The sequence below is a fragment of the Enterobacter sp. 301B genome (assembly GCF_003850715.1).
In the GTDB taxonomy this organism is placed as follows: Bacteria; Pseudomonadota; Gammaproteobacteria; order Enterobacterales; family Enterobacteriaceae; genus Enterobacter; species Enterobacter intestinihominis.
The window spans coordinates 86,397-104,238 of sequence record NZ_PQTC01000001.1; the positions used below are offsets into that span (position 1 = coordinate 86,397).

The 17,842-nt window shown below is 53.7% G+C and carries 20 protein-coding genes; 6 read left to right on the forward strand and 14 right to left on the reverse strand.

The features are described from left to right. Positions 1–10: 10 nt before the first annotated feature. A complete protein-coding gene (locus C3451_RS00410; RefSeq protein ID WP_074142881.1) occupies positions 11–655 on the reverse strand; it encodes a type II CAAX endopeptidase family protein in 645 nt (214 codons plus the stop codon). Between the two features lie 497 nt (positions 656–1,152). Beyond that, positions 1,153–1,485, reverse strand: a complete 333-nt coding sequence (locus C3451_RS00415; RefSeq protein ID WP_023300105.1) for a hypothetical protein — start codon at positions 1,483–1,485, stop codon at positions 1,153–1,155. A gap of 444 nt (positions 1,486–1,929) precedes the next feature. On the opposite strand from C3451_RS00415, the gene C3451_RS00420 reads away from it, so the two are divergent. Then, the gene (locus tag C3451_RS00420) at positions 1,930–2,478 is read left to right on the forward strand and encodes a GNAT family N-acetyltransferase (RefSeq protein ID WP_023300104.1); all 549 of its coding nucleotides are present in this window, start codon (positions 1,930–1,932) and stop codon (positions 2,476–2,478) included. Here the strand turns inward: C3451_RS00420 and C3451_RS00425 are convergent. From C3451_RS00425 to sad, 8 genes are all read right to left on the reverse strand, one after another. Then, on the reverse strand, positions 2,466–3,380 hold the full coding sequence (locus C3451_RS00425) for a bestrophin family protein (RefSeq protein WP_003857155.1): 915 nt from the start codon (positions 3,378–3,380) through the stop codon (positions 2,466–2,468). The two genes, C3451_RS00420 and C3451_RS00425, sit on opposite strands and share 13 nt — an antisense overlap. Before the next feature lie 202 nt (positions 3,381–3,582). After that, positions 3,583–5,034, reverse strand: a complete 1,452-nt coding sequence (locus C3451_RS00430) for a tagaturonate reductase (protein ID WP_045622735.1) — start codon at positions 5,032–5,034, stop codon at positions 3,583–3,585. Positions 5,035–5,150: 116 nt separating this feature from the next. Continuing rightward, positions 5,151–5,678, reverse strand: a complete 528-nt coding sequence (locus tag C3451_RS00435; protein ID WP_045622736.1) for a GNAT family N-acetyltransferase — start codon at positions 5,676–5,678, stop codon at positions 5,151–5,153. An 82-nt stretch (positions 5,679–5,760) separates the two neighbouring features. After that, positions 5,761–6,726, reverse strand: a complete 966-nt coding sequence (locus tag C3451_RS00440; protein WP_022648115.1) for a sensor domain-containing diguanylate cyclase — start codon at positions 6,724–6,726, stop codon at positions 5,761–5,763. 58 nt (positions 6,727–6,784) lie between these two features. Further along, the gene (locus C3451_RS00445) at positions 6,785–7,147 is read right to left on the reverse strand and encodes a DUF4186 domain-containing protein (RefSeq protein ID WP_022648114.1); all 363 of its coding nucleotides are present in this window, start codon (positions 7,145–7,147) and stop codon (positions 6,785–6,787) included. Continuing rightward, positions 7,147–8,073, reverse strand: coding sequence for a glutaminase B (gene glsB / locus C3451_RS00450; RefSeq protein WP_022648113.1), 927 nt, complete (start codon positions 8,071–8,073; stop codon positions 7,147–7,149). Before glsB ends, C3451_RS00445 begins: the two co-directional genes overlap by 1 nt. Positions 8,074–8,135: 62 nt before the next feature. Then, positions 8,136–9,725 carry a methyl-accepting chemotaxis protein gene (locus C3451_RS00455; RefSeq protein ID WP_063139084.1) on the reverse strand — a complete coding sequence of 530 codons (1,590 nt, stop codon included), beginning with the start codon at positions 9,723–9,725 and terminating at the stop codon, positions 8,136–8,138. 127 nt (positions 9,726–9,852) lie between these two features. Then, positions 9,853–11,235, reverse strand: coding sequence for a succinate-semialdehyde dehydrogenase (sad, locus tag C3451_RS00460; RefSeq protein ID WP_045622740.1), 1,383 nt, complete (start codon positions 11,233–11,235; stop codon positions 9,853–9,855). A gap of 99 nt (positions 11,236–11,334) precedes the next feature. On the opposite strand from sad, the gene C3451_RS00465 reads away from it, so the two are divergent. Beyond that, complete coding sequence (locus C3451_RS00465; protein WP_045622741.1) at positions 11,335–12,213, forward strand: LysR family transcriptional regulator; 879 nt, start codon at positions 11,335–11,337, stop codon at positions 12,211–12,213. Here C3451_RS00465 and C3451_RS00470 read toward each other — a convergent pair. The 3 genes from C3451_RS00470 to C3451_RS00480 form a co-directional block, all read right to left on the reverse strand. Then, entirely contained in the window at positions 12,167–12,649 is a 483-nt protein-coding gene (locus C3451_RS00470; protein WP_032622224.1) for a GNAT family N-acetyltransferase, read from the reverse strand. The two genes, C3451_RS00465 and C3451_RS00470, sit on opposite strands and share 47 nt — an antisense overlap. Positions 12,650–12,711: 62 nt before the next feature. Next, positions 12,712–13,524 (reverse strand): PhzF family phenazine biosynthesis protein, encoded by an 813-nt coding sequence (locus tag C3451_RS00475; protein ID WP_045622743.1) that lies wholly within the window; start codon positions 13,522–13,524, stop codon positions 12,712–12,714. Between the two features lie 22 nt (positions 13,525–13,546). Next, positions 13,547–14,335 (reverse strand): PhzF family phenazine biosynthesis protein, encoded by a 789-nt coding sequence (locus C3451_RS00480; protein WP_022648107.1) that lies wholly within the window; start codon positions 14,333–14,335, stop codon positions 13,547–13,549. A gap of 176 nt (positions 14,336–14,511) precedes the next feature. On the opposite strand from C3451_RS00480, the gene C3451_RS00485 reads away from it, so the two are divergent. Continuing rightward, complete coding sequence (locus C3451_RS00485) at positions 14,512–15,708, forward strand: sugar transporter (RefSeq protein ID WP_045622745.1); 1,197 nt, start codon at positions 14,512–14,514, stop codon at positions 15,706–15,708. A 93-nt stretch (positions 15,709–15,801) separates the two neighbouring features. Here the strand turns inward: C3451_RS00485 and C3451_RS00490 are convergent, their stop codons facing one another. Further along, positions 15,802–16,467 (reverse strand): MarC family NAAT transporter, encoded by a 666-nt coding sequence (locus C3451_RS00490; RefSeq protein ID WP_045622746.1) that lies wholly within the window; start codon positions 16,465–16,467, stop codon positions 15,802–15,804. 256 nt (positions 16,468–16,723) lie between these two features. On the opposite strand from C3451_RS00490, the gene marR reads away from it, so the two are divergent. The 3 genes from marR to marB are packed head-to-tail and all read left to right on the forward strand — an operon-like array spanning position 16,724 to position 17,807. Continuing rightward, entirely contained in the window at positions 16,724–17,158 is a 435-nt protein-coding gene (gene marR / locus C3451_RS00495) for a multiple antibiotic resistance transcriptional regulator MarR (protein ID WP_020884159.1), read from the forward strand. A gap of 20 nt (positions 17,159–17,178) precedes the next feature. Next, positions 17,179–17,559, forward strand: a complete 381-nt coding sequence (gene marA, locus C3451_RS00500; RefSeq protein ID WP_001303241.1) for an MDR efflux pump AcrAB transcriptional activator MarA — start codon at positions 17,179–17,181, stop codon at positions 17,557–17,559. 32 nt (positions 17,560–17,591) lie between these two features. Beyond that, positions 17,592–17,807, forward strand: a complete 216-nt coding sequence (marB, locus tag C3451_RS00505) for a multiple antibiotic resistance protein MarB (RefSeq protein WP_023300098.1) — start codon at positions 17,592–17,594, stop codon at positions 17,805–17,807. Positions 17,808–17,842 lie beyond the last annotated feature (35 nt).

The window sequence follows — 17,842 nt, forward strand, 5'->3', positions numbered from 1 at the left end:
CAAATACCCTTCAAAAATTTAACGACAAAACAAAAGCATTCATGCACGAATGAATTATAATAGGATAAAAAAGCCCTCTGCTTCTTATTCTAACTATTAATAGCAATATTGACACCAAAAAAAGAATGGATTGATCTAAAATGTTATAATACTGTCCATGCATCAGACAAAAAGACAATGAAGTCAATATACATGGGATAATATACTTTTTATTAAAAATTGAGTGGAAAACACCGAAGATACAGCCCCTGTATATAATCTCCTCATAATATGGGACTACGAAGGTGGCTATTATAAATGCTATAAAACTAATATGGGAAGGTCCATAATGATATAAATTGTCCCTGTAAAGATAAACATTATACTGAACCAGCAAAATGACAAACAACACAACAATAGAAAATTTTATTGAAGTTAAATCTCTATTTGGGCGTAATTTAAAACCATCCAACTTCCTTAAGTAAAAAATATACAAGAAAAATGCAATTGAAAATTCCGCAATAAACAATAAGAAAAATGACACATCGAGGGTAAGATAGCGGAGGGTTATGGATGGCGATAACGTAATTATTATTGAGATAACAGACGCAATAAAAAGAACAATTACGTTTTTCTTACTATAAATGAATGGATAGACATGCCTAAAGATTATCATGTTCAACCTATTATTAATTCATATTTTATATAAGAATCAACAAATATGGTTATGATATCGTAATCATTTTTTGATATCATGCACTTTAACTTCAGTGAACATTTGTAATGATTCCATTCTGCAACACAACAAATTTTATCGGAGTGTACTTTATTTACTTTTAAACCTATTCATCAAGTTAACGCCCCATCGAGTTACTGCTATTAATACAATCAACGCAATAAGAAACCTTGATATAATCCCTGGCCGTGATACTTCGTCAAACTCAAGAACTTCAGCGTATTTCAAAAGGGTAAATGCGATAATGAAAAAAAATAAGTAAATTAGGAAATTTAAAAATCGTTTCATGCTTAACCCGATACTTGTGATTACATTAACTTTATCAAAAATAATAGCTCATCATGACTACTTCGAATAATCATTAAATATCGAAACACCTAGAATAACATTCAGTTATAATGAGCTTTTAAATTATTATCACACACAACTCAAATTACTTACCAACGGCATTGTCCGGGGCCGTTGTAATTATTACTTTTATCTTTACTACCACGATCTGAAAAACTATCTTTTGTGCACTGGCCAGCTATAGCTCCACCAATTACCCCAGCGGTCATACCCACTGGCCCCCCAGGAGAGCCGGCGATTAGACCACCGATGATTCCTGCGCCGCATGAGTCAACGCCCTTGTAAATAGAGCCATTGTTTCCTTTTGAATTACCAGATTTAGAGCTGGTGTTACGACTACCGGCACCTTCATAATTACCGCTTCCATTGCCGCCACTTACTAATGCTATCTCATTAAGGCTTAATGCTCTTATATTCGACATAAATCATCTCCATTTAATTTAGTTTTGCATTTTGTGCTAAAAAAATATCTTACATTACTTAATGTAAAGAAAGTGTATTTATGTAAGCAAATGTAAATAAGCTATTGAACTTCGTAAACCGTAGCTCCATTTGGGAGCAGTTCAGCTCCTGCATGGGCAGGCCTATAACACGAAATCGACCTGGAGGTACGGTAATGTTCAGGCATCTTTTCTGACGTCCAGCGCGCAATCACTTCTGCGTCGTAACAGATTTTACAGCCATGGCGCATCGCTTCGTTACGGACGTGCCAGAGTGTTTCGGCTTCTTCGGGCCTGGCTTTTCTTGGCATTACATACTCCTTTATGGATAAATCTGAATAACAAAAGCACGACCAACTGGAATGTGATATTGATGAAATATCAGAACCCAAACAAATGATAACGCTCAAATATGGAGATCACCGGATGACGATACCCACGCTTACGACAGAACGCTTATTACTTAAACCCCTTGTTGCCGCCGATGCCGTCCAGATCCAGCAACGCTATCCGCGCTGGGAAATTGTCCGCTATATGGTGGCTTCAGTCCCCTGGCCCTACCCGGAAAACGGTGCAGAAAATTATGTTAACAACGTTGCACTGCCCGACATGGCCAAAGGGATTGCGTGGTTCTGGACGATTCGCCGTCGCGAAGCGCCTGACGAACTGATGGGGTTGATTTGCCTGTATGACGTGGAGGACAACAACAGGGGGTTCTGGCTCGCGCCGGAATTTCAGGGCCAGGGATATATGCGTGAGGCGAGTATCGCGGCAACGGATTACTGGTTCAATACGCTTAACAAAGCGGTGTTACGCGCGCCGAAAGCGGCGGCCAACAGCCGCTCCCGACGTATTTCAGACAGCAGCGGCATGCGACTCATCAGGACAGAGAAGAAAGCCTATGTCAGCGGCCTGCTGGATTCGGAGCTGTGGGAAATCACCCGCGACGAGTGGAATGCCCGTCAGGTCAGCTGATAATGCTTATCCGGCATTAGCCTTTCAGGGATGTTCTCTTCATCGTTCATCTGCAACAGATCGCGCTCCATCATGTTGCAGATGGCGTCCAGCGGCAGATCGTTATCTTCCGTCCCAAACGGATCTTCCAGCTCTTCCGCCAGCGTATCAAGCGAGATAAAAGTGTAGGAAATCAGCGCAGAGACAAAGGGCGTCATGTAATGCAGATCAACAACCAGCGCAAACGGCAGCATGATGCAGAACAAATACACCGTCCGGTGCAGGATCAGCGTATAGGCAAACGGGACTGGCGTATTGGCGATACGCTCACAGCCTGCCAGCACGATGGACATATCGTTCAGGCGGTTGTTGAGGCTGTGAAACAGGATGTCTGAAAGGTGCCCGCTGCGCCGCCGCACGGCCAGCCACTCCCCCATGATCAGCAGGATACGGTTCGCCGGCGAGTTGGCATCCATCACTTTGCGTAAATCGTCTGGAGCCAGATAGCGGGACAGCTGATCGGCATTGGTTTCTCGGCGCAGGGTCATACGTAGACAGTTAGCAAAGGCGATTTGCAGGCGTACAAACTCTCCAAGATGTTTATCATCCGGCAAGGTGTTTTTTACCTCGCGAAACAGCGAGCGCGCCGCTATCATCAACTGCCCCCAAAGCAGACGCGCCTCAACGTAGCGCGAATAACAGGCGTTATTGCGAAATCCCAGGAAGATGGCGATAGCCACGCCCAGAATGCTGAACGGCGCGACGGTAAAGCGGATACCCAGCGAGGTGTACCACGGCAGCATGACAATCACGGCGATGGAAAGCAGGAAGTTAAGCAGCAGTCGGGTATAAATTTTGGGAAGTACCGAACCATGCCAGACAAAAATCAGTTGCAGCCAGTGCTGTTGAGGACGAACAATCATAATCAGCTTCAGAAAAGTAAAGAGCGCGGCTATTAAACGTGATCCTCATCACGGTTGCAAGCATGTTAATAGTTCATTGCATTTTCTGACCTGTTAAGCCCTGACCGCACGGTGCTGCCTGTGCTTTTTTAAAAAAAGGACGTATAGTATGTTGTAACTAATAATGGTCTGTAAAAAACCCGGCAAACGCCGGGCATTATGATTAGCAGAGCGGTTTCACCGCCTCGCGCATGCCTTTGCTTAAAATTGCTTCCAGATCCTGCGCAACCTGGTCTACCAGTCCGTTCACCAGAGTGAGATCCTGTTCCCAGTGCTCGCTCACGCTTAACACCGACGATACCAGTTCACGGGTAGTGACTTGTTTGTCGTGATGTTGCGTCCACAGCTGCTGGTAACGTTCAAGCCAGTGCGCATCGTCCTGCACCGGATAGCGCTCACCGTTGCGCTCGGCACGGTAAAATGCAATCAGCGCCGCCAGGGCAAAGGTCAGACGTGCTGGCAGTTCACCGGTCGCCTTCTGCCCTGCCAGCAGTTGCGGCAGAATGCGGGTGCGGTACTTGGTCATCCCGTTCAGTGCAATCGACAGCAGCTGATGCTTAATATACGGATTACGGAAACGCCCCGTTACGGCACTGGCGAAGGAGTGCAGCTCATCGCGCGGCAGATCCAGGACCGGAATAATCTCTTCATAAATAGCCTTCTCTACGAACGCGCAAATCTCCCCGTCGTTCATGGCTTCCCCTACCGTATCCAGCCCGGCCTGAAAAGCGACCGGAACCAGCGCCGTGTGTGCGCCGTTGAGGATCGCCACCTTACGCTCTTTATAAGGCTTGATATCGTCAACAATCAGGACGTTGAGCGGGTATTTATCCAGGCGCAATTCAGCTGAAAGTGATTTTGGCCCCTGAATAACAAACAGGTAGAAATGTTCTGCCGTGTCGAGGAAGCTGTCGTGATAGCCCAGCCCGGCTTCCAGCTCTGCCACCTCATCACGCGGATAGCCGGTAACAATGCGGTCAACCAGCGTCGAGCAGAAGGTGTTAGCGTTATTCAGCCACGCAATGAATGCCGCTGGCAGCGCCCACTCCTGTGCATAGCGCAGCACCAGTTCACGCAGGGCATCGCCGTTATAGTCGATAAGCTCACAAGGAATGATGATCCAGCCTTTATCCGCAGCCCCGTTAAAGTGGGTAAAGCGTTCGAACAGCAGACGCGTCAGTTTGGCCGGATAGCTGACAGCTGGCGCATCGTCAAACTTATCGCCCGCGTGATAGCCGATCCCCGCCTCCGTGGTATTGGAGAAGACAAACCGCATCTCCGGGTTATGGGCGAGTTTCAGGAATTCATCGTACTGGCTATAGACGCTGATTTCACGATTCACGGAACGAATAAGACGCGCATCGCTTACCGCTTCCCCCTCCTCATTCAGACCACGAATAATCGTGGTATACAGACCATCCTGGGTGCTCAGCGACGGCGGAAAATCACTCTGGATCGGCCGTACAATCACCACACCTCCATTGAGATCGGTATGCTCGTTTAAGAGGTCGATTTGCCAGTCAACGAACGCGCGGAGGAAGTTACCTTCGCCAAACTGGATGATACGTTCAGGGTAGCGCGCACCGGGGAAATCACGACGGTTGAGTGTGTTCACAATGGAGGTCCTTTATGATTAGTCATACAGCCTGATAAGATTGGTGTGATAACTTATCAAAACTTCAGGACCAGAACCCCTGTCTGGATCAACTCAGGACGCGATGGTGAAAAATATCAAATAAATTTATAGAACACCGAGGTCGCCGTCATGTCCCCGTTCGGCATCAGGGCGTAGCGTGGGATCTCCCCCGCCTTTTGCCAGCCCGCTCTCTGATAAAATGTCTCCGCGCCGCTGCCGGTCGAGGTATCAAGCACCAGCACCGTAAGCGCTTTTTCACGCGCAACCGCCTCCAGGGCTTCCATCAGCGCCATTGCCGCACCTTTACGGCGCGCCTTCTCATGTACCAGAAGTTTCGCGACATCTGCACGGTGCGGCTGGTTTTCCGGCTGGTCGGTGATCAGCTGGACCGTGCCAACCAGCCCCTGCTCCGCGTCAAAACAGCCCAGGACGGTACGCTCGTCGCGCCCGACGCTGTCTGCCACGCCGAGCCAGAAGGTTTGGGCTTTCTCGGGAGAAAAAGGCAGCATAAAGCTGACGGAGGCGCCGCCGTTTACACAGTTGACGAGGATATCGCTCAGGGCATCAATGTGGGTGAGGATGTCCTGTCGGGAGAGAGGTTTAATCAGCATGGGAGAGTTCATTGCGCGTCCTTAGGTTGAATCTCTCCACTTTGCTATTAACATTTTTGTTACGCAATAAGCGATGACATAGGATTTCGTTATGTCATTTTTCGCCGTGATGTTGCCGCTTCATGGCGTACATTTGCGCATCCGCGTGTTTTAACCATGCCTGCATATCGTTGCGGTGATGATCGAACTCGCTCAGCCCCCAGGAGAACTGTAACGACCAGGGATGCAGCTGACGCGCGTTATACTTCTCCGTTTGTTCGACAAGATACTGCATGGCGATCCAGGCGCCAGGCTCATCGGTATCCGCAAACAGCACCGCGAACTCATCTCCCCCGAAACGCACCAGCATATCGGCCTCGCGGAATGAGGAGCGCATCAGGGCGGCCATCGCTTTCAGGGCCTTGTCGCCCTCCTGATGCCCGAAGCGATCGTTAATGGTTTTGAAATGGTCCAGATCCAGCCAGCCAAGCGTTAACGGTTCTGCCCTACGCTGCGAAACCGACAGTGCAAACTGCGCAAACTGGTTAAACCCGCGTCGGTTAAACAGGCCCGTGAGTTCATCGGTCGTGGCGGCGCTAACGGCTGCAAATTCATCTTCTGCCAGCGCGCTGAGATCGGCCAGTACGGCGGAATCCGCCGCGGTAAACTCACGCGGTGCGTAATCAATGAGACACAACGATCCTACGCACGCCCCGTCACGTAAACGCAGCGGGAAACCGGCATAAAAGCGCACGCCCGGATCTCCCGCCACCTGCGGATTATCCGCAAAGCGTTCGTCCAGCAGCGTGTCAGCCACCACCAGCGGCGCGTCACCCAGGATCGTATGACCACAAAACGAGAGATCGCGAGGCTGGCTGGCGAGTGCCCGCCCGTCGGCAGATTTCACGATCGCAGCGTGGTCATCCACCAGCGTAATCATCGCCAGCGGCACCCTGAAAAAGCGTGTTGCCAGCCGCGTGAGACGATCAAACGCGGGATAATTGTCGATCTCAAGCAGACCGGACTCGCGCAGCGCATTCATGCGCTCCGTTTCATTCACGGGAATTAGAGGTGCTTTCATGACGTCTCCTGACGCTGAGCATTAGTAAAAGCGTAGCTTAAACAGAGACATTGTCAGTTCAGGAGGCACGATTTACCTCAATGACCAGCCAATGATGGATCACGTTGACGATATACTGTTGCTGCTGCGCACTCAGCGGCACGCCCTGCGGGATAGCATGCCACTTAGCCAGACAGCCCCGGCAGCAGGTTGCCGTGGCATGCTGGGCGATAAAAACCGGATGGCCGCGCATCGGCGTCTGCTTACCGTCATTCACCGGGTGTGCAGGCGCCAGCCGCGCGGCGACAAAATCAGCGGCATGCTTATCGATAGTGTCCGCGCCCTTATCCCAGCAGTATTGCCGCTCTTTCATCCCTAAATGAAATCGTGAACGAAACGTGGAGCGAGCCAGGCGCGTGAACAGAGGATCTAACGTGGACATCAGTATACGGACCGTCCAAGGCGTTTGGTCAGCTGTTCCAGCGCCGCGACGCCCGCCAGTGAGTTGCCGGTCTCGTCCAGTTCCGGGCTCCAGACGGCAATCGCCATCTCGTGCGGAACAATGGCCACGACGCCACCGCCAACGCCGGATTTAGCCGGCAGCCCCACGCGCCAGGCAAACTCCCCGGCGTTCTGATACATTCCGCTGGTTGCCATTAAGGCGTTGATCTGCCGGGCCTGCATCGGGGAGACAACGTCCTCGTCCAGATGCGGGGCATGGCCCTGATGCGCCAGAAACAGAAAAGTCTGCGCCAGTTCAACGCAGTTCATCTTCAGGGCGCAGTAATGAAAATAGTTTTGCAGAACCGTGGCGACATCATTATGAAAGTTGCCGAAGGACTTCATCAGCCAGGCGATGGCGGCGTTACGTGCAGAGTGTTCAAACTCAGAGCGCGCTACCACCGGATCGTAGGCGATGTCCTGCACGCCGGAAAGCTGACGCACAATCTGGAGCATACGCTGGCGCGGCGCGCTCAGACGGCTTTGCAGCATATCGCACACCACCAGCGCCCCGGCGTTGATAAACGGGTTGCGCGGCTTACCCTGTTCGATTTCAAGCTGGAGAAGGGAGTTGAAGGGCTGACCGGAGGGATCTTTGCCCACCCGCTGCCAGATCTCCTGCTCGTCATACTGGCGCATGGCGGCAACGAGGCTAAGCACTTTTGAGATCGACTGAATTGAAAAGCGCTCCAGTGCATCTCCCGCCTGAAAACGCTGCCCGTCGACAGTACAAATGGCGATGCCGAGCTTATTACCGCTGATCGAGGCCAGCGCGGGAATGTAATCGGCAACCTTACCCTGCCCCAGTAACGGACGAACCTGCGCCAGAATCTCGTCCAGCATCTCATTATGGATGACCGCAGCCACACTTTGCTCCTTGCCCTCAGGCTAAAACGGGCTGCGAGTATAACAGAGGCTTATACGTCACGTCAGGCAGGGAGACGAAAACGCGAGACGGCCTGCAACAAAAGATCTGACTCCCGATGCAGGCGCTCAGAGGCATTCGACGCTTCGCTAACCAGCACATCTGTCTGACGCGATACCTGATTCAGCGCCTGAAGTTGGCGCGTCATCTGATGAATGCTTTCCCCCTGATTTAGAGTGGCCAGCGAAATATCATTCAGCAGGCTACTCAGATTGGCCACCAGCCCGGTGACCTGCTGGAGATTTTCTTCCAGACGGTTTACCACCTGAGAACCTTCTTCAATGCCCTGTAGCGAGTGGTTAATTAGCGACTGGATGGTTTGCGTAGAGTGACTGCTTTTTCTGGCCAGCAGCCCCACTTCACGGGCGACCACCGCGAACCCGCGCCCCTGTTCTCCCGCATGGGCGGCTTCAATGGCAGCGTTGAGGGCCAGAATATTGGTCTGAAACGCCACGCTGTCGATCATGGCGACGATCCCACGCATCTCTGAGGATCGGTCGACGATCGTCTGCATCGAGCCATTCACCGCTGTCATCATTTGCTCCCCGCCGACGGCAGCCTGTCGGGCTTCATCCGCGCGCGAGCGGGCGAGTTTTGCATAACCCGTGTTCCCCTCAACGTGGGTTTCGAGATCGGCGATATGCGCGGTCACCTCCTCCAGCTCTTTGGCCTGTCGCGTGGACTGCTGATAAAGCTTCTGGTTCCCCTGCGCAAGTGACCCGATATTTTCGACCATAGAGGTCGTGGCCTCGCTGACCTGAGTCACCAGTTGCTGGAGCCCGCGCTGCATGGCGGTAATACTGCCGCTGAGCTGGCTGATTTCACGGTTAAAACGCACAACGTCAGGGGGTATTCCCGACAAATCCCCTGCCGCAAGCTGGTTAATATGGACAATCAGACGGCGTAGCGGGGATATCACCCATTTCGCCATTGCAAACCAGACGGCAATGGCAATAGCCAGCAGCACCAGCGGCGCAAACAGGAACAGCCGTTGCAGGCCTGAGAGTTGTTCCATGAGCGCCTGACGCCCCTGTATCGCCTGCTTCTCACTCCGTTGCTGATAACGTGCAAAGTTGTCATTAAAATCGGTCTGAAACGCCTGGGCGGGTACGGCGAAAAAGAGGTCGATGCTGTTGGTTTTCACCAGCCCTTCCGCCTGCTCGCTAATGGCACCGAAGAACAGCTGATAGCTATTAACAAGCCCCTCGTCCTGCGGAGGATTAAGCGCGAGCCAGGCTTGCCATGCCTGCTGAGACGCCGCCAGGGATTTTTGCGCCTCGTCCATCAGGCTATGCCAGCTCCCTTCCGAACCGGTCTCTTTATCCTGCATAAAGTACACCCCGGAGCGGTTGAGCAGATCGCTCGCCGCAAGCAGCGAAATACGCGCCTGATCCAGTCTGCTCTGTTGCTGCCAGGCCAGCTGATTGCGCTGTTCGTTACGCTGGGCTTGATTCAGGGAAGCGGTAAGCAGGAAGGAGGATGAAAGTTGCAGGGCGGAGAAAAGGCCGATAATACAAAAGATGCCGGTCAGCAGGCCAAACTGACGAGGAAAAAAGCGCTGCGCAAGACAGCGAAAAATTTGCGTTAGGTTCATAATTTTCTTCTGTAACAATACGTTAGACGCGAGCGAGTCTACGAAACGAAAATGACAGAACCATTGCAAAATAATGACAGGAAACGTGAATTGCCGGGTAGCGGCCTTGCCCTACCCGGCATCAACATTACACGCGATCCTTCCAGACCGTCTGAACGTTACAGAACTCATGCAGACCGAAATGTGAAAGCTCTCGCCCGAAGCCGCTCTTCTTCACTCCGCCAAACGCAACGCGCGCATCGCTTGCGCTGTAGCCATTGATAAAGACTCCGCCGCACTCCAGCTCGCGAGAGAAGGTTTCAGCCAGCGCATCGTTCGCGGTAAAGACCGTCGCTGATAAGCCAAAGTCGCTGTCGTTAGCCAGCTGCAACGCGTGCGACGCATCATTGGCGACGGTAATCGCAGCCACCGGGCCAAACAGCTCCTGACGGAAGGCCGTCATCTGTGGGGTGACGTCGCCGAGTACGGTTGGCGCATAAAAGTTACCGGTCCCGGCAAGCTTCTCGCCGCCGAGCAGCAGGGTCGCCCCTTCCGCCAGCGTAGCCTGTACCTGCTGATGCAGTTCATCGCGAAGATCAAATCGCGCCATCGGGCCAATATAGTTATCTTCCTCATCCGGTGCGCCCATTTTCAGCGCCTTGACCGCGTCAACAAAGCGTTGGGTAAAGGTGTCCGCCACGCCCGCTTCCACAATAAAGCGTTTCGCCGCCGCGCAAACTTGTCCGGTATTCTGATAACGTCCGGCCACGGCCGCGTTGACAGCCAGATCCAGATCGGCATCATTCAGAACGATAAACGGATCGGAGCCGCCCAGCTCCAGCACGCATTTCTTCAGCGCCGCGCCCGCCTGCGCGCCAATTGCCTCACCAGCCCGAACGCTGCCGGTTACGGTCACCGCCGCGATACGCCGATCGTTAATCGCCTGGCTGACGCCGTCATTTGTCGCGTTCACCCAGCCAAAGATCCCCTCCGGGAAACCGGCATCCGCGAACACCTTCCCGATCAGCTCCGCCGAGCCGAGCACATTTGGCGCATGTTTAAGCAGATAGCTGTTCCCTGCCAGCAGGATCGGCACCGCACCGCGCAGCACCTGCCAGAGCGGGAAGTTCCACGGCATCACCGCCAGAATAGGCCCCAGCGGACGGTACTCAATCACCGCATTGTCGACCTGGGTAGATTCCGGGCGCAGCATCGCCGGGCCGTATTCAGCGTACCAGTCGCAAAGGCTGGCGGACTTAGTCACCTCCGCACGCGCCTGCCCAATGGGCTTGCCCATCTCCCGGGAGATAGTCTGCGCCATCTCTTCCGCACGGCTACGCAGCGCCGCACCCAGATCGCGAAGTTTTTGCGCCCGGTGCGCCACGCTGTCGCGTCGCCACTGACGAAAACCGGTATCCGCCTGCGCAATGGCACGCTCAACGTCACCGGACGTTGCCCACGGGTAAGCAGCCAGCGTTTCGCCGGTAGCCGGGTTGACAGAGTGGGCATGGGTAGCAGATGAATACGTCATGAAGTTCTCCATGTAATAACAGTTGATTGATTGTGGCCCTCTCTGCTATTTCTTAAAAATGAATAATACTCACCACCTTGTTCACGAATCGAGAACGGTATGGACTTAACACAGCTTGAGATGTTTAACGCCGTCGCACTGACCGGCAGCATTACCCAGGCGGCGCAGAAGGTACACCGGGTGCCGTCAAACCTCACCACCCGCATCCGACAGCTTGAAGCGGATCTCGGTGTGGAGCTGTTTATTCGCGAGAATCAGCGCCTGCGGCTTTCCCCCGCCGGGCACAATTTTTTGCGCTACAGCAAACAGATCCTGGCGCTGGTTGACGAAGCACGAATGGTCGTCGCCGGGGATGAACCGCAGGGATTATTCTCACTCGGCGCGCTGGAAAGTACCGCCGCCGTACGCATTCCGGAAAGTCTGGCGCGGTTTAATCAGCGCTATCCGCGCATTCAGTTTGCGTTATCCACCGGGCCTTCCGGTACGATGATTGACGGCGTGCTTGAGGGGACGCTCAGCGCCGCCTTTGTCGACGGGCCGCTCTCACACCCCGAACTGGAAGGAATGCCGGTTTACCGGGAAGAGATGATGCTGGTCACCCCTGCGGGCCATGCGGAAGTGTCAAAAGCCACGCAGGTGAGCGGTAGCGACGTGTATGCCTTTCGCGCCAACTGTTCCTACCGGCGTCATCTGGAGAGCTGGTTTCATGCTGACCGCGTAACGCCGGGAAGGATCCACGAGATGGAGTCCTACCACGGGATGCTCGCCTGCGTGATTGCCGGGGCAGGCATTGCGCTGATGCCCCGCTCCATGCTGGAGAGTATGCCGGGGCATCATCAGGTGGCGGCGTGGCCGCTGGCGGAAAACTGGCGCTGGCTCACCACCTGGCTGGTGTGGCGACGCGGGGCGATGACCCGCCAGCTTGAGGCGTTTATAGGGCTGCTAAACGAACGTCAGCCACCAGTGTCTTCTCCATAAACAGGCTCAGCGGATCCTCGTTGTAGGGGGCAAACGCGGGGCGCCGTTCGTATCCACACTGTTGATACAGACGAATGGCGGCATGTTGTTTGATCCCCGTCTCCAGCCGGACGGTGTGGCAGCAGCGGCTGAGGGCTTCATCTTCCAGCGCCGCCAGTAATTTATCACCCAGCCGTTGCCCGCGATGGGTTGGATCAATATAGACCCGTTTCATTTCCCCGGTCCCGTCCCCGTTCAAAACAACAGCGCCACACCCGACAGCGTTAAGCTGAGTGTCACGAATAATCATCAGGATCAGCGAGTCGTCCGGCAGTTCGGTTAAATCCAGCAGATGATTACTTTCCGCGGGATAGAGAACGCTTTGATAACGGTCCAGCGCCGTAATCAGGGCGAGAATATCTGGATGATGGGCGGATTCAGCGGTAATAGAATACATGGCAGGCTCCTTGTCGTTTTCGTTCAACATACCGCCCGCCCTGTATACCGGCGTCATAGTTTTTAATGATGACCGTAATCCTGGAGACGAAGGAAAATTTTCCCCTTCATATACAGCGTGGCCTGGCCGCCAATCAGCACACGGTCGCCTTTCAGCTCACAGCGCAGATCCCCGCCACGGGAGGAGACCTGGCGGGCCAACATCTGCGTTTTGCCAAGCTTTTCGCTCCAGTACGGGATCAGCATGCTGTGCGCTGATCCCGTCACCGGATCCTCCGGTACCCCTTCCCCCGGGCAGAAGAAGCGGCTGACGAAATCATACTCATCCCCCGGCGCCGTAACGCAGACCATTTTCCCCAGCGGGAGCATGGCTGTGATATCCGGCGTCAGCGCCTCCACCTGCCGCTGGCTGTCGAGCACCACCATGTAATCGCGCCCCACACGCACCTCTTTTGCCGCGTTAATGCCCAGCGAGCTGAACAGCACTGGGGGTGGAGTATCGACAACCTCGGTTGACCACGCCGGGAAATTCAGCGTCAGCCAGTCGCCGCTGCGTTGTACCGTAAGTTCGCCGACAAAGCGCGTGGTGAAGGTGATTTCCGTATGTGGATAATCCAGGTATTCGAAAATAACGTGAGAAGCCGCGAGGGTTGCGTGGCCGCAGAGGTTAATTTCATCCTGCGTGGTAAACCAGCGCAGTTCAAACCCGTTATCCGTTCGGACAAAGAACGCCGTCTCTGACTGATTATGCTGCTTCGCCATCTTCAGCAGCGTCTCATCCGGCAGCCACGCTTCCAGCGGACACACCGCCGCCGCATTGCCGCCGAACGCCCTGTCGCTGAAGGCATCCACCAGATAAAAATCAATTTCCTGCATCGTTGGTTCCTCTTAGATTTATTCAGCGCAGAAATACTGTGCCCTTCAGATACAGCGCCGCCTGCCCGCCCATCCGCACGCGGTCGCCTTTCAGTTCGCAGCGTACGTCGCCACCACGGGCAGAAACCTGACGGGCAAACATCTGTGTTTTGCCAAGCTGTTCACTCCAGTAAGGGATCAGCATGGTGTGCGCGGAGCCGGTGACAGGATCTTCCGGCACGGCCACGCCCGGCGAGAAGAAACGACTGACAAAGTCGTATTCCCCCTCGTCCCGGGCGGTGACGGCCACTTTATGCTCCCCCGGCGTCATGGCGGAGAAATCCGGATTAATGGCTTCCACCTGCTCGCGGCTCTCCAGTACCAGCACCCAGGCGCGGCCTTTTCGCGCCTCGACGTAGTGGCTGATACCGAGTGCGGTGAGCATCTCCGGTGGCGGCGTCTGTGCCTGCGTCGGGCAGGCCGGGAAGTCCAGCGTCATCCAGTCACCTTCACGGCTGACGGTCAGGCGACCAGAAGCGGTGTCAAAATGAAGGCGTGAGTCCGGATAATCCAGTTCGTTAAACAGAACATACGCCGCGGCAAGCGTCGCGTGACCACACAGATTAACCTCGGTGAGCGTGGTGAACCAGCGCAGCTCAATCCCCCCTTTGGTGCACACAAAAAACGCGGTTTCCGACTGGTTATGCTGTTGTGCCATCCGCAGTAACGTCTCATCCGGTAGCCACGCGTCGAGCGGGCACACCGCCGCCGGGTTGCCGCCAAAGGAGGACTCGCTGAACGCATCTACCAGATAAAAATCAATCTCCTGCATTGTGTTACCGCCTGTTTTTGTTGTGTTGTTCTTTATCTTCAATGAAAACAACCGCGTTCGCTACCGCTGCATGAAGGTAAATTTTGTGATTCACATCACATAACGGTTGAGTTTTCGCCGTTTAAGGCTTTAAGATCGTCTCCTCATCTTTCAGGCAACGAATCCCAGATATCCCTATGACAACACACACGGTTTCCCGCAGGGTCGCGTGGCTACGCGTGGTCACGCTCGCCATCGCAGCGTTTATTTTCAACACCACGGAATTTGTTCCGGTTGGGCTGCTGTCCGACATTGCAGCCAGCTTCCATATGGAAACGGCACAGGTTGGCATTATGCTGACCATCTATGCATGGGTGGTAGCGCTGATGTCGCTGCCGTTTATGCTGCTGACCAGCCAGATGGAACGTCGTAAGCTGCTGATTGGGCTGTTTGTGGTGTTCATAGCCAGCCATGTGCTGTCATTTATGGCATGGAACTTTACGGTGCTGGTGATCAGCCGCGTCGGCATCGCGTTTGCCCATGCCGTTTTCTGGTCGATCACCGCATCGCTCGCCATTCGTCTCGCCCCGGCGGGGAAACGCGCCCAGGCGTTGAGCCTGATTGCCACCGGAACGGCGCTGGCGATGGTGTTAGGCCTGCCGATCGGGCGCATTGTGGGTCAATACTTCGGCTGGCGCACCACCTTCTTTGCCATCGGCATGGGGGCGCTGATCACCCTGGTGTGTCTGATCAAACTGCTGCCAAAACTGCCCAGCGAACACTCCGGCTCGCTGAAAAGTCTGCCGCTGCTGATGCGTCGACCAGCGCTGATGAGCATCTATCTGCTGACCGTGATTGTGGTGACCGCCCATTACACGGCCTACAGCTATATTGAGCCGTTTGTTCAGGTTGTGGCGGGCTTTAGCGCTAACTTCGCCACCGTTCTGCTGCTGATCCTGGGCGGCGCGGGTATTATCGGCAGTATCCTGTTCGGGAAGCTGGGCAATAAGCACGCGTCTGCGCTTGTAAGCAGTGCGATTGGCCTGCTGCTGGCGTGCCTGCTGTTACTGATGCCTGCGGCAGGCAGCGAGAGTCATCTGGCGATCCTCAGTCTGTTCTGGGGCGTGGCGATCATGATTATTGGCCTGGGAATGCAGGTCAAAGTGCTGGCCCTGGCCCCGGACGCCACGGACGTGGCAATGTCGCTGTTCTCGGGAATTTTCAATCTGGGAATTGGGGCCGGTGCGCTGGTGGGAAATCAGATCAGCCTGCATGTAACGATGTCGGCCATTGGCTATCTCGGGGCGATTCCCGCGCTGATTGCGCTGATCTGGTCGGTGCTTATCTTCCGTAAATGGCCGGTCGCGATGGAAGAACAGACCAGCCACGGTTGACGTTTGTTATGCCGGGTGGCGGCTTCGGCCTACCCGGCCCAGGTTATTACGGACTTGTAGGCCGGGTAAGCGCAGCGCCACCCGGCAATGTCCTCAGTGATACGTCTTAATGATCTCCAGCACGCCGTTAATAATAAACTGCACGCCCATACAGACCAGCAGGAAGCCCATCAGACGGGAGATAGCTTCAATTCCCCCCTTGCCCACCCAGCGCATAATCGCCCCGGAGCTGCGCAATGACCCCCAGACGATAATGGCGATAAGCGCAAAAATGATCGGCGGCGCAACGGTAATAACCCAGTGCGGAAAAGTAACACCATCACGCACCGTTGAGGCGGAACTGATGATCATCGCAATCGTTCCCGGCCCCGCCGTGCTCGGCATGGCTAACGGCACAAACGCGATATTGGCGCTCGGTTCGCTTTCAAGCTCCTCCGATTTGCTTTTGGCTTCCGGCGATTCATGCACTTTATGCGCCGGGAACAGCATCCGGAAACCAATAAACGCCACAATCAGCCCACCGGCGATACGCAGACCGGGAATCGAAATACCAAAAGTATTCATCACCAGTTGTCCGGCGTAATAAGCCACCATCATAATCGCGAAGACGTAGACGGAGGCCATCCTCGACTGCTGGTTGCGCTCCGCGCTGTTCATGTTACCCGCCAGCCCCAGAAAGAGCGCCACGGTCGTTAACGGGTTCGCCAGCGGAAGCAACACCACCAGCCCAAGCCCCACTGCTTTAATCAAATCCAACATAATGCACCGCAGTCCTTATCCTTATTCATTACCGCAATTATAGGGGGAAAGTCTCGTCCTGAGCTATCCGCGCAACGTAACCATAATTGTCTCGCGTAACTAATAACCCCAGATTATCTATATGATTTAAAAGCGTACAGAAAAAGTTCCTGAAGCGTTTTAGCATTTCGTGGCATCGGCTGATCCATTCAGTTGACTTATACTTGCCTGAGCAATAATATCTGCCGTGACTAAACTACTTGCCAGGGCAACCATTGTGAAAAGCACCAGTGATCTCTTTAACGACATAATCCCACTGGGTCGTCTTATTCATATGGTTAACCAGAAAAAAGATCGCCTGCTCAATGACTACCTGTCACCGCTGGATATCACCGCAACACAGTTCAAAGTGCTGTGTTCCATTCGCTGCGAAGTGTGTATCACGCCGGTTGAGCTGAAAAAGGTGCTCTCTGTCGATCTGGGTGCGTTAACCCGCATGCTGGATCGTCTCGTCTGCAAAGGATGGATAGAACGAAGCCCTAACCCGAATGACAAACGTGGCGTACTGGTGAAACTGACCAGCGATGGCGCGGCCATGTGTGAGCAATGTCATCAATTAGTAGGACAAACACTGCACCAGGAACTGACAAAAAACTTAACGGCAGATGAAGTGGCAACGCTTGAGCTTTTACTCAAGAAAATCCTGCCGTAAACAGAAAAAGAGGTATGACGATGTCCAGACGCAATACTGACGCTATCACCATTCATAGCATTTTGGACTGGATCGAAGATAACCTGGAATCTCCACTTTCCCTTGAGAAAGTGTCTGAGCGTTCAGGTTACTCAAAATGGCACCTGCAACGGATGTTTAAAAAAGAGACCGGCCATTCATTAGGACAATATATTCGCAGCCGTAAGCTGACGGAGATTGCCCAAAAACTGAAAGAAAGCAATGAGCCGATCCTCTATCTGGCGGAACGCTACGGATTTGAATCGCAACAAACCCTGACGCGTACGTTCAAGAACTACTTTGACGTGCCGCCTCATAAGTACCGTATTACCAGTATGCCGGGTGAATCCCGTTATCTGTATCCGCTAAAACATTGCAGTTAATCATCGCCTGTTAAGACGTAACCGAGGAAATCATGAAATTTATCGTCTCCGCCGCCCTCACCTTGCTGGTGCTGGTTTCCGGCCAGAGCTTCGCGGAGCAAACCCCCAGTGCGGGGCAGCAAAATAATCGTGACACCATGATTATGCCGTCCACGCAAAACCAGTCGCCCTGGGACTTCAATCACATGGGCGCTGGCAGCGACAAATCCGACGAATTAGGCGTGCCGTATTATAATCACGACCTGTAATTCGTTTTTGCCCCGCTAATGCGGGGCTTTTTTCT